Source organism: Pseudonocardia sp. GCM10023141 (assembly GCF_042653605.1).
Genome location: NZ_JBHSIR010000026.1, coordinates 60,750 through 83,596, shown reverse-complemented (window position 1 = coordinate 83,596; position 22,847 = coordinate 60,750). Strand labels below are relative to the sequence as shown.

29 protein-coding genes, 2 tRNA genes, 1 other RNA gene and 1 riboswitch are annotated in these 22,847 nt (G+C 71.3%); of the genes, 21 read left to right on the top strand and 11 right to left on the bottom strand.

What is annotated here, in order from left to right:
• The first annotated feature begins 71 nt into the window (after window positions 1-71).
• Window positions 72-623, top strand: coding sequence for a cysteine hydrolase family protein (locus tag ACFPFQ_RS14475; protein ID WP_379618838.1), 552 nt, complete (start codon window positions 72-74; stop codon window positions 621-623).
• Window positions 624-632: 9 nt separating this feature from the next.
• Here the strand turns inward: ACFPFQ_RS14475 and ACFPFQ_RS14470 are convergent, their stop codons facing one another.
• The gene (locus tag ACFPFQ_RS14470; protein ID WP_379618836.1) at window positions 633-1,847 is read right to left on the bottom strand and encodes a M20 metallopeptidase family protein; all 1,215 of its coding nucleotides are present in this window, start codon (window positions 1,845-1,847) and stop codon (window positions 633-635) included.
• Between the two features lie 92 nt (window positions 1,848-1,939).
• Between ACFPFQ_RS14470 and ACFPFQ_RS14465 the strand changes: the two genes are divergently transcribed.
• From ACFPFQ_RS14465 to ACFPFQ_RS14450, 4 genes are all read left to right on the top strand, one after another.
• Window positions 1,940-2,461: a tRNA adenosine deaminase-associated protein gene (locus ACFPFQ_RS14465; RefSeq protein ID WP_379618834.1), complete on the top strand. Its 522-nt coding sequence runs from the start codon at window positions 1,940-1,942 to the stop codon at window positions 2,459-2,461.
• Window positions 2,458-2,940 (top strand): nucleoside deaminase, encoded by a 483-nt coding sequence (locus ACFPFQ_RS14460; RefSeq protein WP_379619256.1) that lies wholly within the window; start codon window positions 2,458-2,460, stop codon window positions 2,938-2,940. Before ACFPFQ_RS14465 ends, ACFPFQ_RS14460 begins: the two co-directional genes overlap by 4 nt.
• On the top strand, window positions 2,940-3,353 hold the full coding sequence (locus tag ACFPFQ_RS14455; RefSeq protein WP_379618832.1) for an NUDIX hydrolase: 414 nt from the start codon (window positions 2,940-2,942) through the stop codon (window positions 3,351-3,353). Before ACFPFQ_RS14460 ends, ACFPFQ_RS14455 begins: the two co-directional genes overlap by 1 nt.
• A gap of 77 nt (window positions 3,354-3,430) precedes the next feature.
• Window positions 3,431-3,518: transfer RNA gene (locus ACFPFQ_RS14450), tRNA-Ser, on the top strand.
• Between the two features lie 113 nt (window positions 3,519-3,631).
• Here ACFPFQ_RS14450 and ACFPFQ_RS14445 read toward each other — a convergent pair.
• A complete protein-coding gene (locus tag ACFPFQ_RS14445) occupies window positions 3,632-4,459 on the bottom strand; it encodes a tyrosine-type recombinase/integrase (RefSeq protein WP_379618830.1) in 828 nt (275 codons plus the stop codon).
• 101 nt (window positions 4,460-4,560) lie between these two features.
• Between ACFPFQ_RS14445 and ACFPFQ_RS14440 the strand changes: the two genes are divergently transcribed.
• The 3 genes from ACFPFQ_RS14440 to ACFPFQ_RS14430 all read left to right on the top strand — a co-directional run bounded on the left by ACFPFQ_RS14440 (window position 4,561) and on the right by ACFPFQ_RS14430 (window position 6,716).
• A complete protein-coding gene (locus ACFPFQ_RS14440; RefSeq protein ID WP_379618828.1) occupies window positions 4,561-5,262 on the top strand; it encodes a Crp/Fnr family transcriptional regulator in 702 nt (233 codons plus the stop codon).
• Between the two features lie 81 nt (window positions 5,263-5,343).
• A complete protein-coding gene (locus ACFPFQ_RS14435) occupies window positions 5,344-5,805 on the top strand; it encodes a cupin domain-containing protein (RefSeq protein ID WP_379618826.1) in 462 nt (153 codons plus the stop codon).
• 359 nt (window positions 5,806-6,164) lie between these two features.
• Window positions 6,165-6,716, top strand: a complete 552-nt coding sequence (locus ACFPFQ_RS14430) for a phosphoribosyltransferase (protein WP_379618824.1) — start codon at window positions 6,165-6,167, stop codon at window positions 6,714-6,716.
• A gap of 244 nt (window positions 6,717-6,960) precedes the next feature.
• Here ACFPFQ_RS14430 and ACFPFQ_RS14425 read toward each other — a convergent pair whose 3' ends face one another.
• The 3 genes from ACFPFQ_RS14425 to ACFPFQ_RS14415 form a co-directional block, all read right to left on the bottom strand.
• Window positions 6,961-7,491: a tyrosine-type recombinase/integrase gene (locus ACFPFQ_RS14425; protein WP_379618822.1), complete on the bottom strand. Its 531-nt coding sequence runs from the start codon at window positions 7,489-7,491 to the stop codon at window positions 6,961-6,963.
• Complete coding sequence (locus ACFPFQ_RS14420) at window positions 7,476-7,784, bottom strand: hypothetical protein (protein WP_379618820.1); 309 nt, start codon at window positions 7,782-7,784, stop codon at window positions 7,476-7,478. Before ACFPFQ_RS14420 ends, ACFPFQ_RS14425 begins: the two co-directional genes overlap by 16 nt.
• Window positions 7,785-8,095: 311 nt before the next feature.
• Complete coding sequence (locus ACFPFQ_RS14415) at window positions 8,096-8,665, bottom strand: TetR/AcrR family transcriptional regulator (RefSeq protein ID WP_379618818.1); 570 nt, start codon at window positions 8,663-8,665, stop codon at window positions 8,096-8,098.
• Between the two features lie 97 nt (window positions 8,666-8,762).
• On the opposite strand from ACFPFQ_RS14415, the gene ACFPFQ_RS14410 reads away from it, so the two are divergent.
• Together ACFPFQ_RS14410 and ACFPFQ_RS14405 are read left to right on the top strand one after the other, a co-directional pair.
• Entirely contained in the window at window positions 8,763-10,157 is a 1,395-nt protein-coding gene (locus ACFPFQ_RS14410; protein ID WP_379618816.1) for a DHA2 family efflux MFS transporter permease subunit, read from the top strand.
• Complete coding sequence (locus ACFPFQ_RS14405; RefSeq protein ID WP_379618814.1) at window positions 10,154-10,699, top strand: DinB family protein; 546 nt, start codon at window positions 10,154-10,156, stop codon at window positions 10,697-10,699. The genes ACFPFQ_RS14410 and ACFPFQ_RS14405 overlap by 4 nt, the downstream gene beginning before the upstream one ends.
• A 3-nt stretch (window positions 10,700-10,702) precedes the next feature.
• Here the strand turns inward: ACFPFQ_RS14405 and ACFPFQ_RS14400 are convergent, their stop codons facing one another.
• From ACFPFQ_RS14400 to ACFPFQ_RS14390, 3 genes are all read right to left on the bottom strand, one after another.
• Window positions 10,703-11,704, bottom strand: coding sequence for a threo-3-hydroxy-L-aspartate ammonia-lyase (locus tag ACFPFQ_RS14400; protein ID WP_379618812.1), 1,002 nt, complete (start codon window positions 11,702-11,704; stop codon window positions 10,703-10,705).
• Between the two features lie 28 nt (window positions 11,705-11,732).
• The gene (locus tag ACFPFQ_RS14395) at window positions 11,733-12,047 is read right to left on the bottom strand and encodes a DMT family transporter (RefSeq protein WP_379618810.1); all 315 of its coding nucleotides are present in this window, start codon (window positions 12,045-12,047) and stop codon (window positions 11,733-11,735) included.
• 12 nt (window positions 12,048-12,059) lie between these two features.
• Window positions 12,060-12,125: riboswitch (guanidine-III (ykkC-III) riboswitch) on the bottom strand.
• Window positions 12,126-12,186: 61 nt separating this feature from the next.
• A complete protein-coding gene (locus ACFPFQ_RS14390; protein ID WP_379618808.1) occupies window positions 12,187-12,546 on the bottom strand; it encodes a DUF4288 domain-containing protein in 360 nt (119 codons plus the stop codon).
• Between the two features lie 102 nt (window positions 12,547-12,648).
• Between ACFPFQ_RS14390 and ACFPFQ_RS14385 the strand changes: the two genes are divergently transcribed.
• From ACFPFQ_RS14385 to ACFPFQ_RS14375, 3 genes are all read left to right on the top strand, one after another.
• A complete protein-coding gene (locus ACFPFQ_RS14385; RefSeq protein WP_379618806.1) occupies window positions 12,649-13,500 on the top strand; it encodes an AraC family transcriptional regulator in 852 nt (283 codons plus the stop codon).
• Window positions 13,501-13,641: 141 nt separating this feature from the next.
• Window positions 13,642-14,034, top strand: a complete 393-nt coding sequence (locus ACFPFQ_RS14380; RefSeq protein WP_379618804.1) for a pyridoxamine 5'-phosphate oxidase family protein — start codon at window positions 13,642-13,644, stop codon at window positions 14,032-14,034.
• Between the two features lie 8 nt (window positions 14,035-14,042).
• Entirely contained in the window at window positions 14,043-14,636 is a 594-nt protein-coding gene (locus ACFPFQ_RS14375; RefSeq protein WP_379618802.1) for a dihydrofolate reductase family protein, read from the top strand.
• Between the two features lie 264 nt (window positions 14,637-14,900).
• Here ACFPFQ_RS14375 and ACFPFQ_RS14370 read toward each other — a convergent pair.
• Window positions 14,901-14,988, bottom strand: a tRNA-Ser gene (locus ACFPFQ_RS14370).
• Window positions 14,989-15,041: 53 nt separating this feature from the next.
• Here ACFPFQ_RS14370 and ffs point away from each other — a divergent pair.
• The 3 genes from ffs (at window position 15,042) to ACFPFQ_RS14355 (ending at window position 18,279) form a co-directional block, all read left to right on the top strand.
• Window positions 15,042-15,138, top strand: an RNA gene (ffs, locus tag ACFPFQ_RS14365) — signal recognition particle sRNA small type.
• Between the two features lie 201 nt (window positions 15,139-15,339).
• The gene (locus ACFPFQ_RS14360; protein ID WP_379618800.1) at window positions 15,340-17,445 is read left to right on the top strand and encodes a DNA polymerase III subunit gamma and tau; all 2,106 of its coding nucleotides are present in this window, start codon (window positions 15,340-15,342) and stop codon (window positions 17,443-17,445) included.
• Between the two features lie 87 nt (window positions 17,446-17,532).
• Window positions 17,533-18,279 (top strand): DedA family protein, encoded by a 747-nt coding sequence (locus ACFPFQ_RS14355; protein WP_379618798.1) that lies wholly within the window; start codon window positions 17,533-17,535, stop codon window positions 18,277-18,279.
• Here ACFPFQ_RS14355 and ACFPFQ_RS14350 read toward each other — a convergent pair.
• Complete coding sequence (locus tag ACFPFQ_RS14350) at window positions 18,276-19,076, bottom strand: N-acetylmuramoyl-L-alanine amidase (RefSeq protein ID WP_379618796.1); 801 nt, start codon at window positions 19,074-19,076, stop codon at window positions 18,276-18,278. The two genes, ACFPFQ_RS14355 and ACFPFQ_RS14350, sit on opposite strands and share 4 nt — an antisense overlap.
• A gap of 107 nt (window positions 19,077-19,183) precedes the next feature.
• Between ACFPFQ_RS14350 and ACFPFQ_RS14345 the strand changes: the two genes are divergently transcribed.
• On the top strand, window positions 19,184-19,531 hold the full coding sequence (locus ACFPFQ_RS14345) for a YbaB/EbfC family nucleoid-associated protein (RefSeq protein WP_379619254.1): 348 nt from the start codon (window positions 19,184-19,186) through the stop codon (window positions 19,529-19,531).
• A 6-nt stretch (window positions 19,532-19,537) separates the two neighbouring features.
• Window positions 19,538-20,155, top strand: a complete 618-nt coding sequence (gene recR / locus ACFPFQ_RS14340; RefSeq protein ID WP_379618794.1) for a recombination mediator RecR — start codon at window positions 19,538-19,540, stop codon at window positions 20,153-20,155.
• A gap of 23 nt (window positions 20,156-20,178) precedes the next feature.
• Here the strand turns inward: recR and ACFPFQ_RS14335 are convergent, their stop codons facing one another.
• On the bottom strand, window positions 20,179-20,373 hold the full coding sequence (locus ACFPFQ_RS14335; RefSeq protein WP_379618792.1) for a hypothetical protein: 195 nt from the start codon (window positions 20,371-20,373) through the stop codon (window positions 20,179-20,181).
• A 278-nt stretch (window positions 20,374-20,651) separates the two neighbouring features.
• On the opposite strand from ACFPFQ_RS14335, the gene ACFPFQ_RS14330 reads away from it, so the two are divergent.
• The 3 genes from ACFPFQ_RS14330 (at window position 20,652) to ACFPFQ_RS14320 (ending at window position 22,846) form a co-directional block, all read left to right on the top strand.
• Window positions 20,652-21,554: a helix-turn-helix domain-containing protein gene (locus tag ACFPFQ_RS14330; RefSeq protein ID WP_379618790.1), complete on the top strand. Its 903-nt coding sequence runs from the start codon at window positions 20,652-20,654 to the stop codon at window positions 21,552-21,554.
• Window positions 21,551-21,733 (top strand): DUF397 domain-containing protein, encoded by a 183-nt coding sequence (locus ACFPFQ_RS14325; protein WP_379618788.1) that lies wholly within the window; start codon window positions 21,551-21,553, stop codon window positions 21,731-21,733. Before ACFPFQ_RS14330 ends, ACFPFQ_RS14325 begins: the two co-directional genes overlap by 4 nt.
• A gap of 261 nt (window positions 21,734-21,994) precedes the next feature.
• Window positions 21,995-22,846: an ABC transporter permease gene (locus ACFPFQ_RS14320; protein WP_379618786.1), complete on the top strand. Its 852-nt coding sequence runs from the start codon at window positions 21,995-21,997 to the stop codon at window positions 22,844-22,846.
• The last annotated feature ends 1 nt before the right edge of the window (window position 22,847 follow it).

Here is a 22,847-nt window from a genome sequence, read left to right as displayed (position 1 = left end):
GGCAGGAAAGTATCTGATCGGGACAACCCTGCCACTACCCGAAGCCGGATCGGGACGGCAGTCTCGTCCGCATGACCACCGCACTCATCGTGATCGACGTCCAGCGCGGCTTCGACGACCCGTTCTGGGGCCCGCGCAACAACCCCGGCGCCGAGGCCAACATCGCCGCGCTGCTGGCCGGGTGGGCAGACACCGGTCAGCCGGTCGTCCTCGTCCGCCACGACTCCGTGCAGGTGGGTTCCCCGCTCGCACCCGGAACGACCGGCAACGCCTTCAAGCCAGAGCTCGACGGCGTGGCACCCGCCCTGCTGATCAGCAAGACCGTCAACTCCGCGTTCCACGGCGACATCGACCTCGACGCCTGGCTGCACCGGGAGGGGATCGAGGCGATCGTGCTCGCCGGGATCCAGACGAACATGTGCGTGGAGACCACGGCGCGCGTCGGCGGCAACCTCGGCCACCGGGTCACCGTGGCGCTCGACGCCACGCACACGTTCGACCTCGCGGGGCCCGACGGCAGGGTGCTCACCGCCGACCAGCTGACCGCGGCCACCGCCACCAACCTGCACGGCGGCGGCTTCGCCCGCATCGCCACGACGAAGGAGGTGCTGGGCGAGCTGTGATCGCGGCCGCTAGCGCAGGGTGTCGAGTGCGAGCCCCGCGTAGACGGCCACGCCCGCGGCCATGGCGGACTCGTCGAACACGACCCGGTTGGAGTGGTTGGGCGGCGCTATGCCGGGATCGACGCTCGGCGGGCAGGCCCCGAGGAACGCCAGCGCCCCCGGGATCTCGTTGAGGACGTAGGAGAAGTCCTCCGCGCCCATGATCGGCGACGGCATGGTGGCCACGCGCCCGTTGCCGAACATGCTCGCGCTGAGCGTCTCGAGGCGCTGCACCGCGTCGGGGTCGTTGACCGTGACGGGGTACCCGGCGCCGATCACCACCTCTGCGGTGCAGCCGTGGGCCAGCGCGATGTGGGTGCAGACGCGGTGGATCTCCTCGTGCAGCAGCGCCCGCGTCGGTTCCGACAGCGTGCGCAGCGTGCCCTCCATGACCGCGGTCTCGGGGATGACGTTGTTGGTGGTGCCCGCCGAGATGTGCGCGATGGTCAGCACGGCGGGCTGGTGGGTGTCGACACGCCGGGTGAGCATGGTCTGCAGCGCGCCCACCATCGCTGCGGCGGCCGGCACGGGGTCGAGCGCGTCGTGCGGGGCCGAGGCGTGGCCGCCCCGCCCGGTGACGTTGACGGTGAGCGCGTCGGCCGCGGCCATCAGCGGACCGGACCGGGTGTGGATCTCGCCGGTCGGCACCGTGGCGCTGATGTGCAGCGCGTAGGCCGCGTCGGGGCGCCCGCCGGGGCCACCGTGGTCGAGCAGCCCCTCGTCGATCATGTGCCGGGCGCCGTGGAAGCCCTCCTCACCCGGCTGGAACATGAACAGGACACGCCCGCGCAGGTCGCTGCGACGATCACAGAGCACGCGGGCGGCAGAGGCCAGCATCGCCACGTGGGTGTCGTGCCCGCAGGCGTGCATCGTGCCGTCGACCCGGGAGGCGAAGTCGAGCCCGGTGTCCTCCGACAGCGGCAGCGCGTCCATGTCACCGCGCAGCAGCACGGTCGGTCCGGGGCGGGTGCCCTCCAGCACCGCCACCACCGATGAGACCGCGCGCCCGAGGTGCACCTGCAGCGGGAGGTCGGCCAGCGCCGTCACGACGGCGTCGCGGGTGCGCGGGAGGTCGAGGCCGAGCTCGGGGTGGCGGTGCAGCTGCCGGCGCAGCGCGACGGTGCGGGGCTGCACCGCGCGGGCCCTGGCGGAGAGATCGCGGAGGCGGGCTGCGGCCGGTGACATGATGCCGATCCTGGCACCTACGGAAGGTGTCGTGCGGGTCAACTTCCGGTTGTGGTTTGGACCACAGTCGATTTCGGGCCTACCGTAGTGTCATGGCGGTGCAGAGCGTCGAAGCGCCCGCGGACGTGCGGGAACAGGCCCTCGCCGGATTTGCCGTTGCGGCAGTCCGGGAGGACGGTCGTTGGCGCTGCACCCGATTGACCTCGGAGGCGCTCGTCGATCTCGACACCGCCATCACCGAGCTGCGGGAGCTGCGCTCCACGGGAGCGGTGCTCGGCCTGCTCGACGTCGACGACGAGTTCTTCGTCCTGCTGCGCCCCACACCCGGCGGCGTCTCGCTGATGGTGTCGGATGCCGCTGCCGCGCTCGACTACGACGTCGCTGCAGACGTGCTCGACCTGCTGCGCGTCGAGCTCCCGCCCGACGAGGACGCGCTCGACGACCCGTGGCCGGAGGGCGATCTCGGGATCTTCGCCGACCTGGGCCTGCCCGCCGACGAGCTCGAGGTGCTCGCGGGCGAGCTCGAGCTCTATCCCGACGAGCAGCTCGCCGCCATCAGCAGGCGCTGCGGCTTCGGCGACGCGCTCGCCGAGGCCGTCGCGGACCTCCGCTGACCCGGTCCACCGCCTCCGACGAGGCGCTGGTCCGGCGCGCGCTGGAGGTCGCCGGCACCGCCGTGCGCACGGGTGACGTCCCGATCGGTGCCGTTGTCGTCGACGCCGCAGGCGCCGAGCTCGCTGTGGCCTGCAACGCCCGCGAGGCGCTCGGCGACCCCACCGCGCACGCCGAGGTGCTCGCGCTGCGCGCCGCGGCCGCCGTGCGGGGGGAGTGGCGCCTCGACGGCTGCACGGTCGCGATCACCGTCGAGCCCTGCACGATGTGCGCAGGCGCGTTGAGCCTCGCCCGGGTCGACCGCGTCGTGTTCGGCGCCTGGGAACCGCGCACGGGTGCCGCCGGGTCGATCTGGGACGTGCTGCGCGACCGGCGGCTCAACCACCGTCCCGAGGTCGTCGGCGGCGTGCTGGAAGCCGAATGTGCGGCGTTGCTCGAATCGTTCTTCGTCGGGCACCGGGCACCGACTACCCTTCGTTGATGGAGCAACCTCGTCCGACGAGGGTGGGCGCGTACGTCGTCTGCGTGCGGGACGGTGCGTTGCTGGTCGTGCGGCTGGCCAGGATGCGGCTCTGGACGCTGCCGGGTGGCGGGCTCGACCACGGGGAGCGTCCCGAGGCGGCTGCCGTGCGTGAGGTGGCCGAGGAGACCGGGTACCGCGTGGAGCTCGGCAAGCTCATCGGCGTCGACTCGGCGGTCTGGGCCCGCCCCGAGCCCGGTGCCGACATCCATGCCCTGCAGCTGGTCTACACCGGGCAGGTGGTGGGCGGTGCACTGCGCAACGAGCTCCGGGGCAGCACCGACCGCGCCGAGTGGGCGGCGCTGCCCGATGTCCGGACGCGCGATCGTTCCACGGTGCTGACCGCGGGTATGGCGGCGGCGGGACTGGCCTGAACCGGTGGCAGCGCCGCCGACTTCCTCGGGTGAGGGGGTGGCGAGTGCTGGCGGAGGGCTCTTGTAAGCTCGTCCGCGGTAGCGTGTCCGAGCGGCCGAAGGAGCACGCCTCGAAAGCGTGTGAGGTGCAAGCCTCCGTGGGTTCAAATCCCACCGCTACCGCCAACCTGAACAGCACAAACGCCGGAACGGTCCACACGGACCCGACCGGCGTTTCTGCTTCTAGTCTCAGTTGTAGTCTCATTCGTCGTCCGCGGACCCGTCGCTGGCCTGCCAGATCAGTCTCCGACGCGCGACGCGATGTCACGTTGGATCGCCGACGTGACGTGCTGGTAGCGAGCCGCCATCGCCGTGTGCGACCACCCCATGATGCCCATGACCGCGCGTTCCGGGACGCCGAGCAGGAGCAGCACGGTCGCCGCGGTGTGTCGGACATCGTGCAGCCGGCCATCCCGTACGCCGGCCCGGACGAGCAGCTTCTTCCAGTCGTCCCAGTCCGTGCGCGGGTTCAACGGGCCTCCGGTCGGAGTGGTGAACATCCACCCGCCGTCCACCCAGAGCTGCGCCGCCTTCTCCCGTTCCCGGTCCTGCTCGACCCGATGAGCCCGCAGGAGCTCCACCAGCTCAGCCGGTAACCCGATGCCACGCCGGCCCGCGCGGGACTTGGTCTCCGCCGTCTCGTCACGCTCCGGTTGACGCTTCGGACAGTGGCCGGCGTACTTCCGACCGCAGGTGCCACCGCACCCGTGACGCCACCGAGGACGCAGCCGGCCACGCCGGACGAACATCGACCCGGCGTCGAGGTCGACGTCGGACCACTTCAACCCGAGCGCTTCCCCCTGCCGCAGCCCGAGCGCGAGAGCTACGGCCCAGCGTGCCCCGTTCCGTCCGTCAAGACGCCGCCTTCGGCGGCGGGGGCCGGCTATGCCGGCCCGCCGTCCACCCCCTCTACCTCCGGCCCGGGCGCGGCCGTCGGTCCGTCCTACCCGGCCCCTCGCCTCGGAAGCATCACTGATCCACAAGCCAGGTTGGCCACGCCGCGCAGTCGCGTCCAGCCCGACGACTACCTCGCCGCGTGCACCGTCGACCTCGTTCGCGCTGGACATTCCTCGCCGACATGGGTTGGTTACCGTGTGCAGTCCTGGTTCAGGCGTCCAACCGGGCGATGAAGATCTGGCGAGGCCCTCGCGATTCGGGGAGAGAGCACGTGGATGACCGAGATGTTCCCGTCTGGCCGCTGATCCGGGGGCTCACCGAGCACGACCGGAACGAGTTGCTCGGGATGGGGCGCCGTCGCCGGTACCGGCGTGATGAGGTGATCTTCCACGAGGCTGACCGGGCCGATTCAGTCCATCTGATCGAGCGCGGACATGTCGCCTCCTGCGCGTTCATCGAGACCGGTGAGACCGTCACGTATCGGGTGTTTGGCCCGGGCGACACCTTCGGGCTTCTCGCGCTGCAGTCTGGTGTGGCCCGCCGGTACGGGACCACCATCGCCCTGGACGAGGTGGTGACTCTGGTGATCGACGCTGAGCACCTGAGGTCGCGGTGTCTGGGTAACGCGGCCATGGGGCAAGTCCTGATCGACCTGCTCGCCACCGAGGTCCGGGCCTTCGCCGCGGCGCTGGTCGAAGCGCTCTTCGTGCCTGTCGAGGTCCGGGTGCTGCGCCGTCTGACGGCCCTGGCCCACCTCTACGGCCACGGTGAGGCCGGCACGGTCATCCCGCTCACCCAGGAGGGACTCGCCGGTCTGGCCGGAACCTCCAGAGCCAGTGTCAGCAAGGTCCTCAAGGGGCTCGAGGAAGCGAACATCGTCGAGCGTCGACGATCAGCCGTCTTCGTCGCCGACCCCGAGGCCCTCGCCTGGGCGGCGACACACGCCCCGAGAGGCTCTCTGTCACCACCGTGACACTCAGAGCGTCGCCGCGACGCGCGACAGCGCCACCCCAGGGCCGGAAGCTAGGACCACTGTCCGACGAGAGGAGTTCAGATGGCCAGCGAGGGAATCATCCGCCAATCGGGCGAGGCCAACGGCGTATGGCTGCGCGGGACACAGGTGTTGTTCCTCAGCGGGGCTGAGGATGGCGAAGGCGGCTCGGCGTTCGAGATGCGCGCCGCTCCCGGCTTCGACACCGGAGCCCATCGTCACAGCAGCATCGAGGAGTACTTCTACGTCGTCGACGGCGAGATCGAAGCCAGAGCAGGGGAGCGCACCGTGGTCGGCGGCCCCGGCACCTTCGTGTTTGTGCCCAAGGGCGTGGCCCACTCGATCGCCAACCGCAGTCCCGCGCCGGCCACCTTCATCTTCTTCACCTCCCCGCCCGGTCACGAGCGCTACTTCCAGGACCTCGCCGAAGTGTTGGCCGTTGACGGCCCACCCGACGCCGACGCCATCGCAGCCGTTCGGGCCCGTTACGACACTGAGCAGATATCCACGCTTCGCGCCGGATGAGGCCCGACCAGCCAGCCGAGCCCGCCCGAGATCGACAAGCATCTCGGACGTCATCCCCGGAAGTAGAAAGATCAGGCTCCGCCCGAACCCGACATCGCTCGGAGATCGGGGGGGAGTGCGGCGGGGTGGTGATCTCCTCACGGCACGCCCGAGGGCTGCCACCCCTCGACCCGGCAGGATTCCACCCGCGCCGCGAGGAGATCACCACCAGCTCCCGGCGTGGGCAGGAAGAACGACCCGCGCGGACTATGCGCGGTCGCGGCGGTGGCGGACGCGGCATCGCCACAGGTCAAGGGCAGGTTGACAGCCCACTGTGAATCCGACGTCGCAGCGGTCCGCCGTGGCACTACGGTCGATCCGTGTCATCGGCCGCGCGGACTGCCGTCCTCCGTCATTTCCAGTGGGAAGATGGTCACGCGGACGTCTGGCGTGTCTTCGCAGATGCCGTGGGCCTGCGGTCCGTCGTTGAGGGGCTTGTCGCTCCTTGGACGACGTCGGGCGTGACGCGGGTCGTCGGGATCGAGTCGCGCGGGTTTCTGCTCGGCGGAGCGTGCGCGGTGGCACTCGACGTCGGCTTCGTGGCGATCAGGAAGGAACGCGGGCTCCTGCCTGGGCCGAAGGTGACAGCGTGGTCGGACGAGGACTACCGACGACAACGGCACAACCTGCGCATGCAGCGTGCCGTCGGACCGTCCGATCGGGTGCTGCTGGTCGACGACTGGGCGGAGCGAGGCAGTCAAGCGCGCGCGGCCGCCCAACTGGTCGATGCATGCGGAGCGACCTTCGTTGGTGTGTCGATCATCGTCGACCAGCTCAGCATTGATGTCCGCGCCACCTTGGCACATGTCACCTCCATCGTGACCGCCGAGGAACTGGGCTTGCCGGATGATCGTCGTCAGACTCAGTTGTAGTCGCATTCGCCACCGTCCGACCACGTCCGGGACGCCGTCGCGGGAGAGTGGCGCCGCAGGTCGGGACGGACGCGGCTTGAACCGGACGCCTGACGGCAGACCTCGAAAGCGTGTGAGGTGCAAGCCTCCGTGGGTTCAAATCCCACCGCTACCGCCAGCCTGAACAGCAGAAACGCCGGGACTCCCGCGAGGGGGCACCCGGCGTTTCTGCGTCTGGTTGCATTTCTGGTTGCATTCGCCCCGTTCAGGCGGCTGTTGGCGACCCTCCAGCCTCGCCGGGGCCGGTCGTCGGATCGACCGGTGGCGTCCGGAGCAGCCCGCCCACTCGGGTCGCGACGTCGCGTCGGATGGATGCGATGACGTGCTGGTAGCGAGCAGCCATCGCGGTGCTCGACCAACCCATCACCGACATGACCGTCCGCTCGGTGACCCCGAGCAGGAGTGGAACCGTCGCGGCGGTGTGCCGCGCATCGTGCAGCCGGCGTTCCGGAACGCCGGCCCTGCCGGGCAGTCGCTTCCAATCCGTGTAGTCGGTCCGGGGATTCAGCGGGCCGCCTGTTGGCGTGGTGAAGACGTAGCCCGATTCCTGCCAGAGGTCGCAGGCGGCTTCCCGCTCCTCCTGCTGCTTGATCCTGTGACGCCGCAGGAGTGCCACCAGTGGATCGGGCAAGCCGATCCCGCGCTTCCCCGCCCGGGACTTCGGTCCGGATGGTTGCTGCCGGCCGCACGCGGGCCTGCATGTCGTGTCGCGCCCGCAGGTCAGTTCGCGCAGCACGAGGTCAGCCCGTACCAGGTGTCCGGGTGCCGGACGCCCGCGAGCACTTCCCGGATCGCCTCGACCACGAGGTCCGGCTGGTCCTGGTGGATGTCGTGGCGGCTCTGGTGGGCCACGTAGTAGCGCGCGTCCGGCACCAGGGTGGCCTGGGTCTCGTTCGCCTTCTGCAGCAGCGCCTCCAGCTCGCCGGGCCCGAATCCCGAGTCCGCCGGCACGTCGAACGGCTTGCCGTGAGAGAGGACGGCCAGCGGTATCGGCCGCAACGGCTGCTTCGCGAGTGCTGCCCGCATCACGGCGTCGTCCGCGCCGTAGCCGAAGGTCTCGACGTCGCCGTAGCCCGGGATCGGGACTGCGGGTCATGGGCGGCTGCTGCGGCTCCGGTGGGTGCCAGAGCGGTGGCGAGAACCACCGCGGCGATCATGAGGTGACGGGGCACGGGTGATCCCTCCGCTCGCCCGGCGCGGCCGCGGTTCGCACAGCGATGTGCTGATCTGACGGAGGGCGGCGTCGCGCAACGTACTCGGAATCAACGCCTGGAATCCGGTCTTGACCTGCGAATACGTCATCCGGCCGCGGCCGGGCCCGTGAGCTTGGGCCACGTGGCTCAGCGTCGTGCGCTGACGAGCGGCAGGAACACCTCGTCGACGATCTCGATGAGCACGTGCTCGGCGATGGGTGCGCTGGCCATCAGGATCTCGAGGCGCAGCAGGTTGGTGGGCACCGTGGCCACCCGCGGGCTGATCGTCGAGAGGTCGATCTCGCCGCGCTCCGCGGCCTGCGCGAGCACGGCGGTCATCGCGGTGGCCATCACGTCGAACATCGCCGGATCCAGTTCGGCGATCTCGGCCACCAGCCCGTGGACGAGGTCGGGACCGATCTCCGCGTACCGGTCGGCCATGCGCGCCAGCATCGCGAGCACGTCGCCGCGGAGGGTCCCGGTGTCGGGTATCTGCTCGACGATCGAGCCGGTGTTGTGCCGCATCGCGGCGACGATGAGCTCGGCGCGGTTGCGCCACCGCCGGTAGAGCACCTGCTTGCCGGTGCGGGCGCGGGCTGCGATGCCGTCCATGGTCAGCCGGGCGTAGCCGACGTCGGCCAGTTCCTGCCAGGCGGCCTCGAGGATCGTCTCCTCGAGCTCGACACCCCGCCGTCTGCGAGCCACTCCGTGCGTCACAGCAACTCCTCAGAAGAGACGTTGCGTCTCTTGAGGGGGTGAGCCTATCGTACAGATTAGAGACGTAGCGTCTCTTATTGAACGAGAGGTGCTGGTGATGACGGAGACGCCGACGGCGCGGCTGGATCCCGCCGTGCTCAGGTTGGCCGGGATCCTCGTGCTGGGCGTGCTGGCCCCGCTGCTCGACAGCACGATCGTCAACATCGCGATCCACACGCTGGCGGTGGAGCTGGACACCACGGTGTCGGTGATCCAGTGGGTGAGCACGGCGTACCTGCTCGGCCTCGCCGCAGCCATCCCGATCACCGGGTGGGCGGTGGAGCGGTTCGGGGCCAAGCGCATGTGGATCGCGGCGCTGCTGCTGTTCCTGGTGGGTTCGGCGCTGTGCGGGATGGCGTGGGACGTCGGCTCGCTGATCGCGTTCCGAGCCGTGCAGGGGGTGGGCGGCGGGCTGATGCTGCCGATCCTGCAGACGCTGCTGCTGCGTGCTGCCGGCGGGCGACAGCTGGGCAAGCTCATGTCGGTGGTGACGCTGCCGGTGCTGGTCGGACCGATTCTGGGGCCGGTCATCGGCGGGCTGATCGTGGGCAACCTGAGCTGGCGCTGGATCTTCTACGTCAACCTCCCGCTCGGCATCGCGGCGGTCGCGCTGGCGTGGTGGGCGCTGCCGGCCGACTCCCGCGGCCGGGTCCAGCGGCTCGACCTGGTCGGCCTGCTGCTGCTGTCACCCTCCTTCGCGGCGCTGCTCTACGGGCTGTCCCAGGTGGGTGTGCAGGGCCGGTTCGACGCCCCCGAAGTGCTCGTTCCCGTCCTCGTCGGCGCGCTCCTGCTCGTGACGTTCGTCGTCAGGGCGGTGCGGGTGCCGGGTCCGCTGATCGATCTGACGCTGTTCGGCAACCGCTCGTTCGCCGCCTCGTCCGCGTTGCTGTTCCTCTCGGGACTGTCGCTGTTCGGACCGATGCTCCTGCTGCCGATCTACTACCAGGACGCCCGCGGTCTCGGCGTCATCGCCGCCGCGCTGATGCTGGTGCCCCAGGGGCTCGGCAGCCTCCTGGCCCGGATGGCCGGCACGCTGACCGACCGCATCGGGCCCCGGCCGGTGGTGCTCGGCGCCATCGCGCTGAGCACGCTGGGCACCGTGCCGTTCGCGCTCGGCACCGCGGACACGAGCTACTGGCTGCTGGGAGCGGGCCTGGTCCTGCGCGGCATCGGACTCAGCGCCGCCAACCTCGCCGTCATGGTCGGCGCCTACCGGGGCCTGGACCGCGAGCAGATCCCGCACGCCAGCAGCACCACGCGGATCATGCAGCAGATCGGCGCCTCGCTCGGCACCGCGGTGCTGGCGGTCATCCTGCAGCGCGAGCTGCTCGCCCAGCCCGTCGTCGCCGTGGCGTTCGGCCACGCGTTCTGGTGGGCGGTGGCGTTCGCCGCGCTCGCGGTCGTCCCGGCCCTGCTGCTGCCGCGGCAACCGGATGACAGGCTGGCCGCGTGACCGCGATCCCGCCGGAGAACTACGCGCAGACCCTCGCCGACGACACCCGTGCCGCGCTTCCTCCCATCGCGGGTGAGCGCGAACTGCTCGTCGCCTACCTCGACCACTACCGGGAGACGTTCGAGCTCAAGTGCCGCGACCTGAACGCCGCGCAGCTCTCCGAACGTGCGGTGGCACCGTCGGCGCTGAGCCTGCACGGGCTCGCCCGCCACCTGGCGGGCACCGAGCGGTGGTGGTTCCAGCAGCAGTTCCGCAGCGCGGACGTGCCGCACCTCTACTACACCGACGACGCGCCCGACCTGGACTTCGAGGGGCTCGAGGGAGATCCTGGCGAGGCGCTCGCGGTGTGGCGGGCCGAGTGCGCGACGTCGCGGCGGATCGTCGCGGAGGCCGCATCGCTGGACGAGACCGGGGTGCAGCTGTCCAGCGGGCAGCCGATCTCGCTGCGGCGCATCGTGCTGCACATGATCACCGAGTACGCGCGCCACGACGGCCACGCCGACCTGCTGCGGGAACGCCTGGACGGCGCCACCGGCCGGTGAGCGTCAGCCGCCCAGCAGCGCGGCGTAGCGGTCGAGGTCGATGTTGCCGCCGCTGATCAGGACGCCGACGCGCTTGCCCTGCAGCTGCGGCGCGAGGCGGCGCACCGCGGCGAAGCCCAGGCAGCCCGTGGGTTCCACGACGATCTTGAGCGTGGCCGCGAAGACACGCATCGCCGCCACCAGCTCGTCGTCGGTCGCGGTGTGGATGGCGGCCAGCTCCCGTTGCAGGATCGGGAACGTCAGCGCGCCGAGGTGCTGGGTCTGGGCGCCGTCGGCGATGGTCAGCGGGGTGTCGATGTGCACGATCGAGCCGGCCCGCAGCGACTGCTGAGCGTCGTTGCCCGCCTCCGGCTCGACGCCGACGATCTCGCAGCCAGGGGAGAGCGCCCTCGCGGCGAGGGCGCCACCCGAGCTGAGCCCGCCGCCGCCGACCGGGAAGAACATCGCGTCGAGCTCGCCGACGTCCTCGATCAGCTCCATCGTCGCGGTGCCCTGCCCGGCGATCACGTCGGGATGGTCGTAGGGCGGGACGAGCGTGAGGCCCTGCTCGGCGGCGAGCGCGTTGCCGATCGCCTCCCGGTCCCCGGTGTAGCGGTCGTAGACCACGACGTGGGCGCCGTAGCCCTTCGTCGCCGCCACCTTCGCCGCGGGCGCGTCGTGCGGCATCACGATCGTGGCGGGGATGCCCAGCAGCCGCGCCGAGAGCGCGATCGCCTGGGCGTGGTTGCCCGACGAGTACGCCACCACGCCGGCCCGCCGCTGCGCGTCGTCGAAGCGGGAGAGCGCGTTGAACGCCCCGCGGAACTTGAACGCGCCCATCCGCTGCAGGTTCTCGGCCTTGAAGAACAGCTGGACGCCCAGCTCGTCGTCCACCCGCCGCGAGGTGAGCACCGGGGTGCGATGGGCGTGGCCGCGGATCCGCTCCGCGGCCGCCCGGACGTCGGCGAAGGTGGGTGGCGGCGTGGCGGCTGCGTGGTTGCCGGTGCCGTCGATGCGGTCGCTCACCCCGGCCACTATGCCCGGTTCGGCAGGCTCAGTGGAGGAACTTCAACCCGACGACGCCGCCGACGATCGCGACCAGGCACAGGAGCCGGGCGGTCGTGACGGGCTCGCCGAGCACGGCCATGCCGTACGCAGCGGTGCCGACCGCGCCGATGCCGACCCAGACCGCGTAGCCGGTGCCGACCGGCAGCGTGCGCAGCGCGTACGCCAGTCCCGCCATGCTCAGCAGCAGCGCGACCCCGAACACCACCGACGGCAGCGGCCTGCTGAAGCCCTCCGACCGGCTCAGCGCCACCGCCCAGACCGTCTCCAGCACCCCCGAGACCACGAGCACGATCCACGCCATGGCACACCTCCCGTTGCGCCGTCTTGTCGTGCCGGGTACGACGCGCTCGTCCGGGAGAGCCGCTGTGTGCGGGTTCGAGGTCAACGTACCCACCCCGGCAGCGCGGAGCAGCGCATGGTGATCGATCTGACCGCCGGCCCTACAGCGGAGCGGCGTCCAGCAGCGGCTCGAAGGCGCGGTAGGCCTGATGGTTGCGGAAGAAGCGGGCGTAGAGGTCGGCGTCGCGCGTCAGGTCGTTGTCGAGGATCGGCGCGACGTCCACGACCTGCACGAACGACCAGCGCACCTGGCCACCGTCGGCGGTGGCGTAGGTGGTGCTGGCCTGCTCCCCGCGCCGCCGGGCCCGATCCCGGGCGTCCTCGATCGACGTGGCGTGCACCAGCATGATGTCCTCGCAGTACAGCGGGCTGCGCCCGGCGCTGCCCACACTGCCCGACGATTCCGACAGCAGGATGGCGATGTAGGGCGTCATCGGCGTCTCGGCCGCCTGATCCAACATGTCTGGGCCCCCCGGCTCGGTGGTACGCGCCCAGCCTGCACTGCCGCGCGCTGTTGTGCTTCCGGGTTCACCCTGATTCCCCGTTTCCTCCATGATGGCCCGGTGGCCGGGGAATCGACCTACGTGGAGCGCGCGCCCGCGCCGCCGCTCGCCGCGCTGGCCTCGTCGGTCTGGATCCAGCAGGTGGGCGACGCGCCCGTGTCGCAGCGGCACGTTCCGCACGGCGGCGCCGAGGTGCGCGTCGTGCTCGGGGAGACTCCCCGCCTGCTCGGGGCCCTGACCACCTCGACCTATCAGGAGATCCCGGCCGGAGGCACTGTCGTCGGGGTGCGGCTGCGTCCGGGTGTGCTCGGCGGTCTCGCCGGGATGCCGGCCGACGAGCTGGTCGATCAGGACGTCGCGGGTGCCGACCTCTGGCGCGACGTGGCCAGGCTGACGGATCTGCTCGGGGAGGCCCCCACACCTCAGGTCGCGCTCGATCGGCTCCAGTCGTTCGTCGCGCACTCCGCGGGCGAGCCGGACCACCTGGTCAACGAGGCCGTCCGCAACCTCATGCCGTGGCGTGGCGGTGGACCGGCCGTCCTGCCCGCGTTGCTGTCGATCTCCGAACGCCAGTTGCGGCGCCGGTGCCGGGCCGCCGTGGGCGTGGGCCCGAAGGAGCTGCACCGCATCCTGCGCTTCCAGGGCTTCACCGCCCTCGTCCAGGCATCCGTCGCCGAGCAGGGTGCCACCGACGTCGATCTCGCGCGCTGGGCCGTCGAGTCCGGGTACCACGACCAAGCGCACCTCAGCCGCGAGTGCCGCCGGCTCGCTGGTGCGACGCCCGGCGAGTTCCTGCTGCAGTACAGCGTCGCGTGCACCTGCGGACACGACCACGGGGCGTCCTACCTGCCGATGCTCCGGGCGGCGGGGGATGGCCGTTTCGTACAAGAGCGGCGCCGGCTACCGGCCTAGCGTCTCGATCATCACATCAGCTGGTCGAATCCCCGGCCCGGACATCAGCCGCTGCGGAAGGAGGGGCGCTCGTCGCCTGGCTGCGCAGCCATGACCGCTGAACCGCAGCGCGGAGACCTCGACACCCAGGGAGAACTCAGGATGACCGCACTCAACGACGAGGCCCGCGACCTGCTCGCCGGCACGAACGTCGCCCACCTCGCCACGATCCTGCCCGACGGTGGGCCGCACTCGGTGCCGGTGATGATCGACATCGAGGGTGACCGGCTGGCCTTCTTCACCTCGCCCACCTCCCGCAAGGGCCGCAACGTCGGCGCGGACGACCGCATCGCGATCTCCGTGGCCGACCGCGACAACCTCGTCCGCAGCGTGCTCGTCCGCGGCCGCGTCGTGGAGCGGATCGGCGGCGACGCGGGCTGGGAGATCGTCGATCGCATCTTCGCCAAGTACACGGGCGGCCCGTATCCGCGCGGCGAGGCGCGCGAGGCGTACCTCGTCGAGCCCACGCACGTGATCATCCCGACGTTCGGCTGAGGAGCGAGATGGCCACGGTAGTGATGCAGGCGGTCGTATCCGTGGACGGCTTCATCGCCCGTCCCGACGACTCGGTCGGACCGCTGTTCGACTGGTACGGCAACGGCGACACGGAGCTGGCCACGGCGCACGGCTGGACGTTCCACGTCTCGCGGACGTCCGCCGACTACGTCCAGCCCTTCTGGGACGCCATCGAGGTCACGGTGATCGGCCGGCACCTGTTCGACACCACCAACGGCTGGGACGGCAAGCCGGCAGCGGGCGACGAGCTGGTCGTCATCACCCACCGGCCGTTGCCCGACGGGTGGGTCGCCGAGCATCCGGACGCACCGTTCCACCCCGCGGGCTCGCTGGAGGAGGGCATCACCCTCGCCAAGGAGCTCGCAGGCGACGGGCTCGTCTGCGTGACAGCGGGCGACCTCGGCGGGCAGGCCTTCGCGGCCGGGCTGGTGGACGAGGTGGCGATGGACGTCGTCCCGGTGGTGCTCGGCGAGGGGGTGCGCTTCTTCGGCAGCCACGCCGGCACGGTGCTCCTCGACGACCCCGACCGGGTGGTGCAGGGCGACCGGGTCATGCACCTCCACTACACGGTCAGGCGCTGATGCCCTGGGCCTGGCGTGCTTCACGGAGCACGAGACCGAAGTCCTCGGCATCGTCCTGCGGCGTTGGACCCGATGCTCCGACCGTCTGCGCAGATCCGTTGGGCGATGCCATCTGTTCTCTTCCGTCGGCCTGTTGTGGGCGTCGTCCACCTTGCCCGGTGCTGGTGCGCCTGTGAACGGAGCCGGGCTTGCGGACCGGAACGGGACCGAACGACGAACGCCGGGCGGCCATCTGGACCGACCCGGCGTTCGTGCTGGTGACGCTGGCGGAGGATAGGGGATTCGAACCCCTGAGGGCTTGCACCCAACACGCTTTCCAAGCGTGCGCCATAGGCCACTAGGCGAATCCTCCGTGACGAAGCATAGCCGGGTCGTTCGGGCCGCCGACCACCGGACTACACTCATCCCCGGACCCCGCGCGGCGTCCATCCTGTGAACTCCCCCAGGGCCGGAAGGCAGCAAGGGTCAACGGGCTCTGGCGGGTGCGCGGGGTCCACTCACTCGTGGCTGCGCATGCGCGCGGAGTGCGCTCGCCTGGCTCGCGGCGACCTCGCACGGCCATCCCGACGTCGCATACGTTCTCCCGTCGTCGCACGCCGTCCAGCATGTGCGAGGACGGGTCAGGGTGTGCGAGGTGCGCGGCTCGATCGCCCCGCGGCACCCGACCCGTCGAACTGTCGGTGCCGGTGGGTAGCCTCGCGGCGTGGCGCTGGCTCTGTACCGCAAGTACCGCCCGGCGAAGTTCGGCGAGGTGGTCGGGCAGGAACACGTCACCGAGCCGCTGAGCATCGCGCTCGCGGCCGGCCGCATCAACCACGCGTACCTGTTCTCCGGGCCGCGTGGCTGCGGCAAGACGTCCAGCGCGCGGATCCTCGCCCGTTCGCTCAACTGCGTGCAGGGGCCCACACCCGATCCGTGCGGCGTCTGCCAGTCGTGCGTCTCGCTGGCCCCCGGCGGCCCGGGCAACATCGACGTCACCGAGCTCGACGCGGCGTCGCACGGCGGGGTCGACGACACCCGCGAGCTGCGCGACCGCGCCTTCTTCGCGCCGGCCGAATCGCGCTACCGCGTGTTCATCGTCGACGAGGCGCACATGATCACCACGCAGGGCTTCAACGCCCTGCTCAAGATCGTCGAGGAGCCCCCGGAGCACCTCGTCTTCGTGTTCGCCACCACCGAGCCGGAGAAGGTGCTGCCCACCATCCGGTCGCGCACGCACCACTACCCGTTCCGGCTGATCCCGCCCGGCACGCTGCGCAAGCTGATGGAACGCATCTGCGCCGAGGAGGGTGCCGTCGTGGCGCCCGCGGTGTACCCGCTGGTCATCAGGGCCGGTGGCGGGTCGGCCCGCGATTCGCTGTCGGTGCTCGACCAGCTGCTCGCCGGTGCCGGACCGGAGGGCGTCACCTACGAGCGGGCCGTCGCGCTGCTCGGCGTCACCGACGTCGCCCTGATCGACGACATGGTCGACGCGCTGGCCGCAGGCGATCGCGCCGCGGTCTTCGAGACGGTCGACCGGCTCGTCGAGGCCGGCCACGACCCCCGCCGGTTCGCCACCGACCTGCTGCAGCGGCTCCGCGACGTCACGCTGCTGCAGGCGGTCCCCGAGGCGGTCGGTCGTGGACTCGTCGAGGCGGCCGACGACGAGCTGGCACACATGCTCGAGCAGGCCGATCGGCTCGGCCCCGCCACGCTCACGCGCTACAGCGAGATCGTGCACACCGGGCTCACCGAGATGCGTGGGGCCACCGCCCCCCGGCTCCTGCTGGAGCTCCTCTGCTCGCGGATGCTGCTGCCCGCGGCCACCACCGCCGAACCCGGCCTGCTGGAGCGCCTCGAGCGGCTCGAGCGGCGCAACGACATCGCGGCCGGCCCAGCGACACCGTCCTCGGCGCCTGCTCGCACCCCGGCAGCGGCCCCGGCGGTCATCACCCCGGCGGCCGCTCCCGATCCCGCGCCCGCTCCAGAGGCCGCTGCCCCCATCGCCATGGCTCCTGCTCCGGCTGCTGCCGATCCGGTGGCTGCCGCGCCGGCTGCCGCCCCGGCCGCTGCGCCTGCGTCGGCGGCCGCCGAGCGTCCCCGGTTCCAGCGGCCCAGCGGTCGCGGCCCGGCCGATGCCGAACAGCCGCCACCGCCCACCCGCGAGGCCGAGCGGCCCCCGGCCGTCGCCGCACCGCAACGGCCCGAGCCGGCGGCAGCCGCGCCGGCCCGTGGCAGCGGCGTTCTCGACGCAGCCGCCGTGCGCCGCGTCTGGCCCGAGGTGCTCGCCAACGCCAAGGAGCGCAAGAAGCGCACTGCGGCGCTGCTGGTCAGTGCCACCGTCCGCGCCGTCGACGGCGACACGCTCGTGCTGAGCATCGGCACCGCGCCGCTGGCGCGGCTGCTGTCGGAGCAGAGCAACACCGACGTCATCGCCGAAGCGCTGCACGCCGTGCTGGGCGTCCAGTGGCGGGTGCGTTGCGAGCACGGCGATGCCGCCGCGCCGGCGGCGCCTGCTGCCCGTGCCGCGGCACCGGCCGCCGCGCCGGCGCCGCCGCAACGCCCGTCGCGGCAGGTGCCGGTGCGCCGTTCCACCGCCCCCGACGACGGCGAGCCGCTGCCGCCGGAGCCGCCCGACGACGAGCCGCCGCCCGATTTCGACGAGCCCGTGGGCGCCGAGGCCCTCGGGGAGTCGCCCGGCCCGGCCCGGCCTGCCCCGGCCGCTCCCGCCCCGGACCGGCCCGCGCCGCCCGTGGAGCGCGATCCGGAGGAGGCCGCGATCGAACTGCTCACCGCCACCCTCGGGGCCAAGGCCATCGACCAGCGCTGAACCGACCCAGGCGCTGAACCAACCGCCTGAATCGGGCATCCCGATACACTCGCCCCCGGCCACGCGGCCATGTACAGGGGGAGAACCATGTCGGTCGATCATCTGCTGCAGGCGATACCGCCGCTGCTCGTGTACCTGATCGTCGGTGGGGTGGTCGGTCTCGAGAGCCTCGGGATTCCCCTTCCCGGCGAGATCGTGCTGGTCAGCGCCGCATTGCTGTCCTCGCGCCACGAGCTCGACGTCTCGCCGGTGTGGATCGGGGTCGCCGCCATCGCGGGCGCTGTGATCGGCGATTCGATCGGCTACTTCATCGGCCGCCGCTACGGCAGGCCGCTGTTCGACTGGCTCGGCCGGAAGCTGCCCAAGCACTTCGGGCCGACGCAGGTGAACTTCGCCGAGCACGTCTTCACGCGGTGGGGCGTGTACGCGGTGTTCTTCGGCCGGTTCATCGCCCTGCTGCGGATCTTCGCGGGTCCGCTGGCCGGCGCGCTCAAGATGCCGTACCCGAAGTTCCTGGCTGCCAACGTGCTGGGCGGCATCTGCTGGGCCGGCGGCACCACGGCAGCGGTGTACTTCCTCGGCATCGTCGCGGAGAAGTGGCTGAGCCGATTCAGCTACATCGGGCTGGGCGCAGCCGTGGTCGTCGGCCTCACCATCGGCTTCCTCATCAAGCGCAAGACCCACAAGCTGGCCGAGCAGTACGCGAAGGAAGACGGCATCGACGGCGTCGTCGCGCAGGAGGTCGCGCACGACATCGCCGAGGAGATCGCGAAGGAGCAGGCGCACGAGGAGCCGACCGCGACCTCCCGCAACAAGGCCCCCGAGACCGCTTAGGCGCGCGCCAGGAACGCCTGGATGCCGGTGGTGATGGCGGCCGCATAGCTCTCGCGGCCTTCCGGGGTGGACATCACCGCCGCATCGGCGGCGTTGCGCATGTTGGCGCACTCCACGAGCACGCTCGGTCGCGTCGCGAGGTTGAGGCCCGCGAGGTCGTTGCGCGGCGAGAGCCCGTCGTGGCCGAGGTAGGTCGAGTCGACGAAGCCGCCGCCTCGCATCGCATCGCGCACGGCCACCGCCAGCGCGTGGGCGGGGCCTTCCTGCGCGGGGTTGAGCGGCGGGTCGGAGAACGCGACGTGGAAGCCGTGGCCGTCGGCCGGGGCGCCGTCACCATGGATCGAGACGACCGCGTCGGCGCCGGCCGCCTCACCCGCGCGGCCGCGCTCGTCCACGCAGGGCCCCGTACCGCTGTCGTCGGCGCGGGTGAGCACCACCACGACCCCGTCGGCCCGCAGGCGAGCGGCCACCCGCTGCGCCACGTCGAACGTGAACGCGTGCTCGGCGTATCCGGCGTTCGTCTCGGTGCCGGTGGTGTTGCAGGCCTTCTCGCCACCCCGCCCGTCCGGTACGAGCGTGCCGGTGGCGTCGGTGCGCCCCGCGTGTCCCGGGTCGAGCAGCACCGTCCTCGGAGCCGTCGCCGCCGGTGGCTGGGGAGGAGCCGAGGCGGTCGTGAGCACGGGTGCGCCGCTGCCGCCTGCCGAGGCGCCGGTGCCGAGCGCTGCGCTCAACCCGGCGGCGAGGAGCGCGGCACCGACCACCACGGGCCCGATCAGGATGCGGGAGCTGGTGTGCACCCGCGCAGCCTGGCATGCGGCCGCGGGATCGGTGCCTGGACTACGCTGGAAACCGAGCCGGAAGTGCGACGCGAGCCGCCACCGGGTGACGACGTGCGAGGAGACCGCTGGTGCAACCGGGTCAGCCCGACATGCAGATGATCCTGCAGCAGGCGCAGAAGATGCAGGAACAGCTGATGAACGCGCAGGCCGAGCTGGCCTCCGCCGAGGTCATCGGCCAGGCGGGCAACGGGCTCGTGCAGGTCACGATGACGGCCGCGCTCGAGGTTCGCTCGGTCAAGATCGACCCCAAGGTCGTCGACGCCGATGACGTCGAGACGCTGCAGGACCTCGTGGTCGGCGCCCTGCACGACGCCACGCGCGCCGCGCAGGAGCTGCAGGCCCAGAAGATGGGTCCGCTCGCGGGTGGTCTCGGCGGCGCCGCCGGTGGCCTCGGTATCCCCGGCATCGGCTAGGCCGGAGTGTTCGAGGGACCGGTCCAGGATCTGATCGACGAGCTGGGCCGGCTGCCGGGCGTCGGGCCCAAGAGCGCGCAGCGGATCGCGTTCCACCTGCTCGCGGCCGACCCCGTCGACGTCTCGCGGCTCCAGGACGTGTTGCAGAAGGTCAAGCAGGGCGTGATGTTCTGCGAGGTCTGCAGCAACGTGTCGGAGAAGCAGCGCTGCCGCTACTGCTCCGACGCGCGGCGCGACGCCACCATCGTCTGCGTGGTGGAGGAGCCCAAGGACGTGCTCGCGGTGGAGCGGACGCGCGAGTTCAAGGGCCGCTACCACGTGCTCGGCGGGGCGCTGGACCCACTGGCGGGCGTCGGGCCGGACTCGTTGCGGATCCGTGAGCTGCTGGCCCGGCTGGGTGGCACCGGCCCGGCCACCGACGAGACCGACATCGCCGAGGTCATCATCGCCACGGATCCCAACACCGAGGGCGAGGCCACGGCCACGTACCTGGTGCGGTTGCTGCGCGACTTCCCGGGGCTCTCGGTCACGCGGCTGGCGTCGGGCCTGCCGATGGGCGGCGACCTGGAGTTCGCCGACGAGCTGACGCTGGGCCGGGCCCTGTCCGGCCGCCGCGTGCTGTAGCGCGGGCGGCCGGACGGGGTGCGTCAGTCGTCGTCGTCCGGGTCGTACGGGTCGATGCCGTCGATGCCGTGGTACTCGGGCCGGCGGGCTTCCCAGTTCGTCCGGCGGCGTTCTGCCGCGATCCGACGCCAGGCCGATGCCCTTGCCGCGTCGACTATGCCGACGACGACCGCGACGACGGCGATGAAACCGATGCCTGCGATGACGAGTGCGATCAAGGGGACCACCTCCGGGACGGGGCGCCCGCTGCGGGCGACGTGGTGAGGTCGAGGATCAAGTTGATCTTCCCTGCGGCGAACACCGTCATCGGATCCCTTTCGGTTCGTCGATCACCCCTCGGTTGCAGCACGCCTGGCGTGGTGACTTCCATCACACCGCTTGCTGATGCTTAGATTGCCTGAAGACAGTGCCTGATGCAATTGCAAAGTAGTCGGAAGTCGCACAATCACCCGCCCGTAGCAACCTCGCTGCAGAACGTGATGGAGTTCGGAACCCCATGGCAGCACCGCAGAGTCCGATCGGCTCCCGTCGCAGGCTGGGAGCCGAGCTCAGGCGGCTCCGCAACAAGGCGCACCTCACGCTCGACGAGGTCGCCGACCTGATGACGTGCTCCACGTCGAAGATCTCGCGGCTGGAGACGGGCAAGGGGGTGCCGAAGATCCCGGACGTCCGCGAGCTGATGCGGATCTACGGCGTCACCGGCGACACGGAGCAGGACATGCTCCTGCGCCTGGTGCACGACGGCCGCGAGCACGGCTGGTGGGAGCCCCTGACCGAGGGCGTGACGCCGGACCGGTTCGTGATGGACCACCCGGCCCGCTACGCCTCGCTCGAGACCGAGGCCTCCGCGGTGCGCGCCTTCGAGGTGGCGGTGCTGCACGGGCTGGTGCAGACGCCCGAGTACGCGCGCGCCACGTTGGAGGCGTTCCTCTCCGAGCGCGATCCGCAGGAGCTGGACCAGCTCGTGGAGCTGCGCATCCGGCGCCAGGAGGCACTCAACGACCGGGATCCGCTGCTCGCCGTCTTCATCGTGATCGACGAGTCGACGTTGCACCGCGTCGTCGGGTCCCGCGAGCTCATGGTCGAGCAGTTGCAGTACCTACTGGAGCTGTCCGGCCGACGCAACATCGACATCCGCGTGCTTCCCTTCGAGGTGGGCGTGCACCGCGCACTCAACGGCCCGTTCGTGGTGCTCGAGTTCCCCACCGGGGTGGGCGCGGACGTGGTCTACATCGAGGGTCACGCGGGTGATGCCTACCTCGAAACCCCGTCCGATGTGGACCTGTATAAAGGCGTCTTCGCCGACGTCACCCGTCGCGCGCTGAACCCCGACGCATCGCGTGGCCTGATCAGTCGTTGGCTGAGCATTCACGCTTCCCCGAAAGGCTCCCCGCAATGACTGAGTTCCGGGTCAGCAGCTTCTGCAGCTGCGGCGACTGCGTCGAGGTCGGCCGGCTCCCCGGCGGCGGTTTCGCCGTCCGCGACACCAAGGACCGGGCCACGGCCCTCGAGTTCACCGCGGCGGAGTGGGCCGCGTTCGTCGCAGGTGTCAAGAACGGCGAGTTCGACCCGGCCTGACACCCGGCCGGGCAGGCGACCTGGCACAAGGACGATCCACCGATCCGGTACGACCACCACCTGTTGGAGTGGACCGTGCCGGTCCGGCTCGCGCGGTCGCGCGATGGGGCGGCCGTGTGTGGAGCCATCGGTGCAGGTCAGGCGGCTCTCCGAGCGGTGCGTCCGGAGCGGCCCCCGATGGGACCGCCGCGCCGCGCGATGCCACCCTCGCACCTGACCGGGACCGTCATCGGTCGAGTAGGGGGGACGATGCTGCGGTACGTGTCGCGTCGCCTGCTGCAGGTGACCTTCACGTTGCTCGTGCTGTCACTGCTCGCGTTCGGGTGGCGCCACGGCGTCCCCGGCGGATCTGCCACGCAGCTCGACCCCGGCCGGCCGGTGCCCGTGCAGTACGCCCGCTTCGTCGCCGGCCTGCTTCGCGGTGACCTCGGCCGGTCGCTCAGCACCGGACGTCCGGTGGCAGCGGAGATCGGATCGGCGCTGCCGGCCACCGCCGAACTCGTCCTCGCGGCGCTGGTGCTCGCGGCCGGGCTCGGCGTCCCGCTCGGCCACCTGGCCGCCGGGCGCCGCAGCCGCCGGCTCGATCACGTGCTGGCCGGTGCGGCGCTGGTCGTCGTCGCGACGCCCGTGTTCGTGCTCGGCGACCTGCTGCGGCCCGCCCTCGCGGCCCGGCCCTCGTGGCTGCCGGCGGTGGTGCTGCCGGCGGTCGCGCTGGCGGTCGCCCCGCTCGCCCTGATCGCGCGCGCCATCCGAGGTGTGCTGCTCGACCAGCGCTCCGCCGCAGGGTTCGACCGGCACGGCTGCGCCGCAGTGAGCACGTGCATCGCGAACGGCCTGGTGCGCCCGTCCCGTCACCATCTGCTGCGGACGCTGGTCCAACCGCTCTGCGGCGGTACCGGGCTGCCGGCGGGAACGGTGCTGGTCGGTGCCCTGCTCGTCGAGAAGGTGTTCGGGTGGGGCGGCGTCGGCATGCTGGTGGCCGACGCGATCACCGCTCGCGACTACCCGCGCCTCGAGGCCCTGCTCCTGCTCGGTGCCGTCGGTTACGTGCTGCTCGGCCTGCTCGCCGACCTGTCGACCGCACTGCTCGACCGGCGGGTGCGCACGTCGTGAC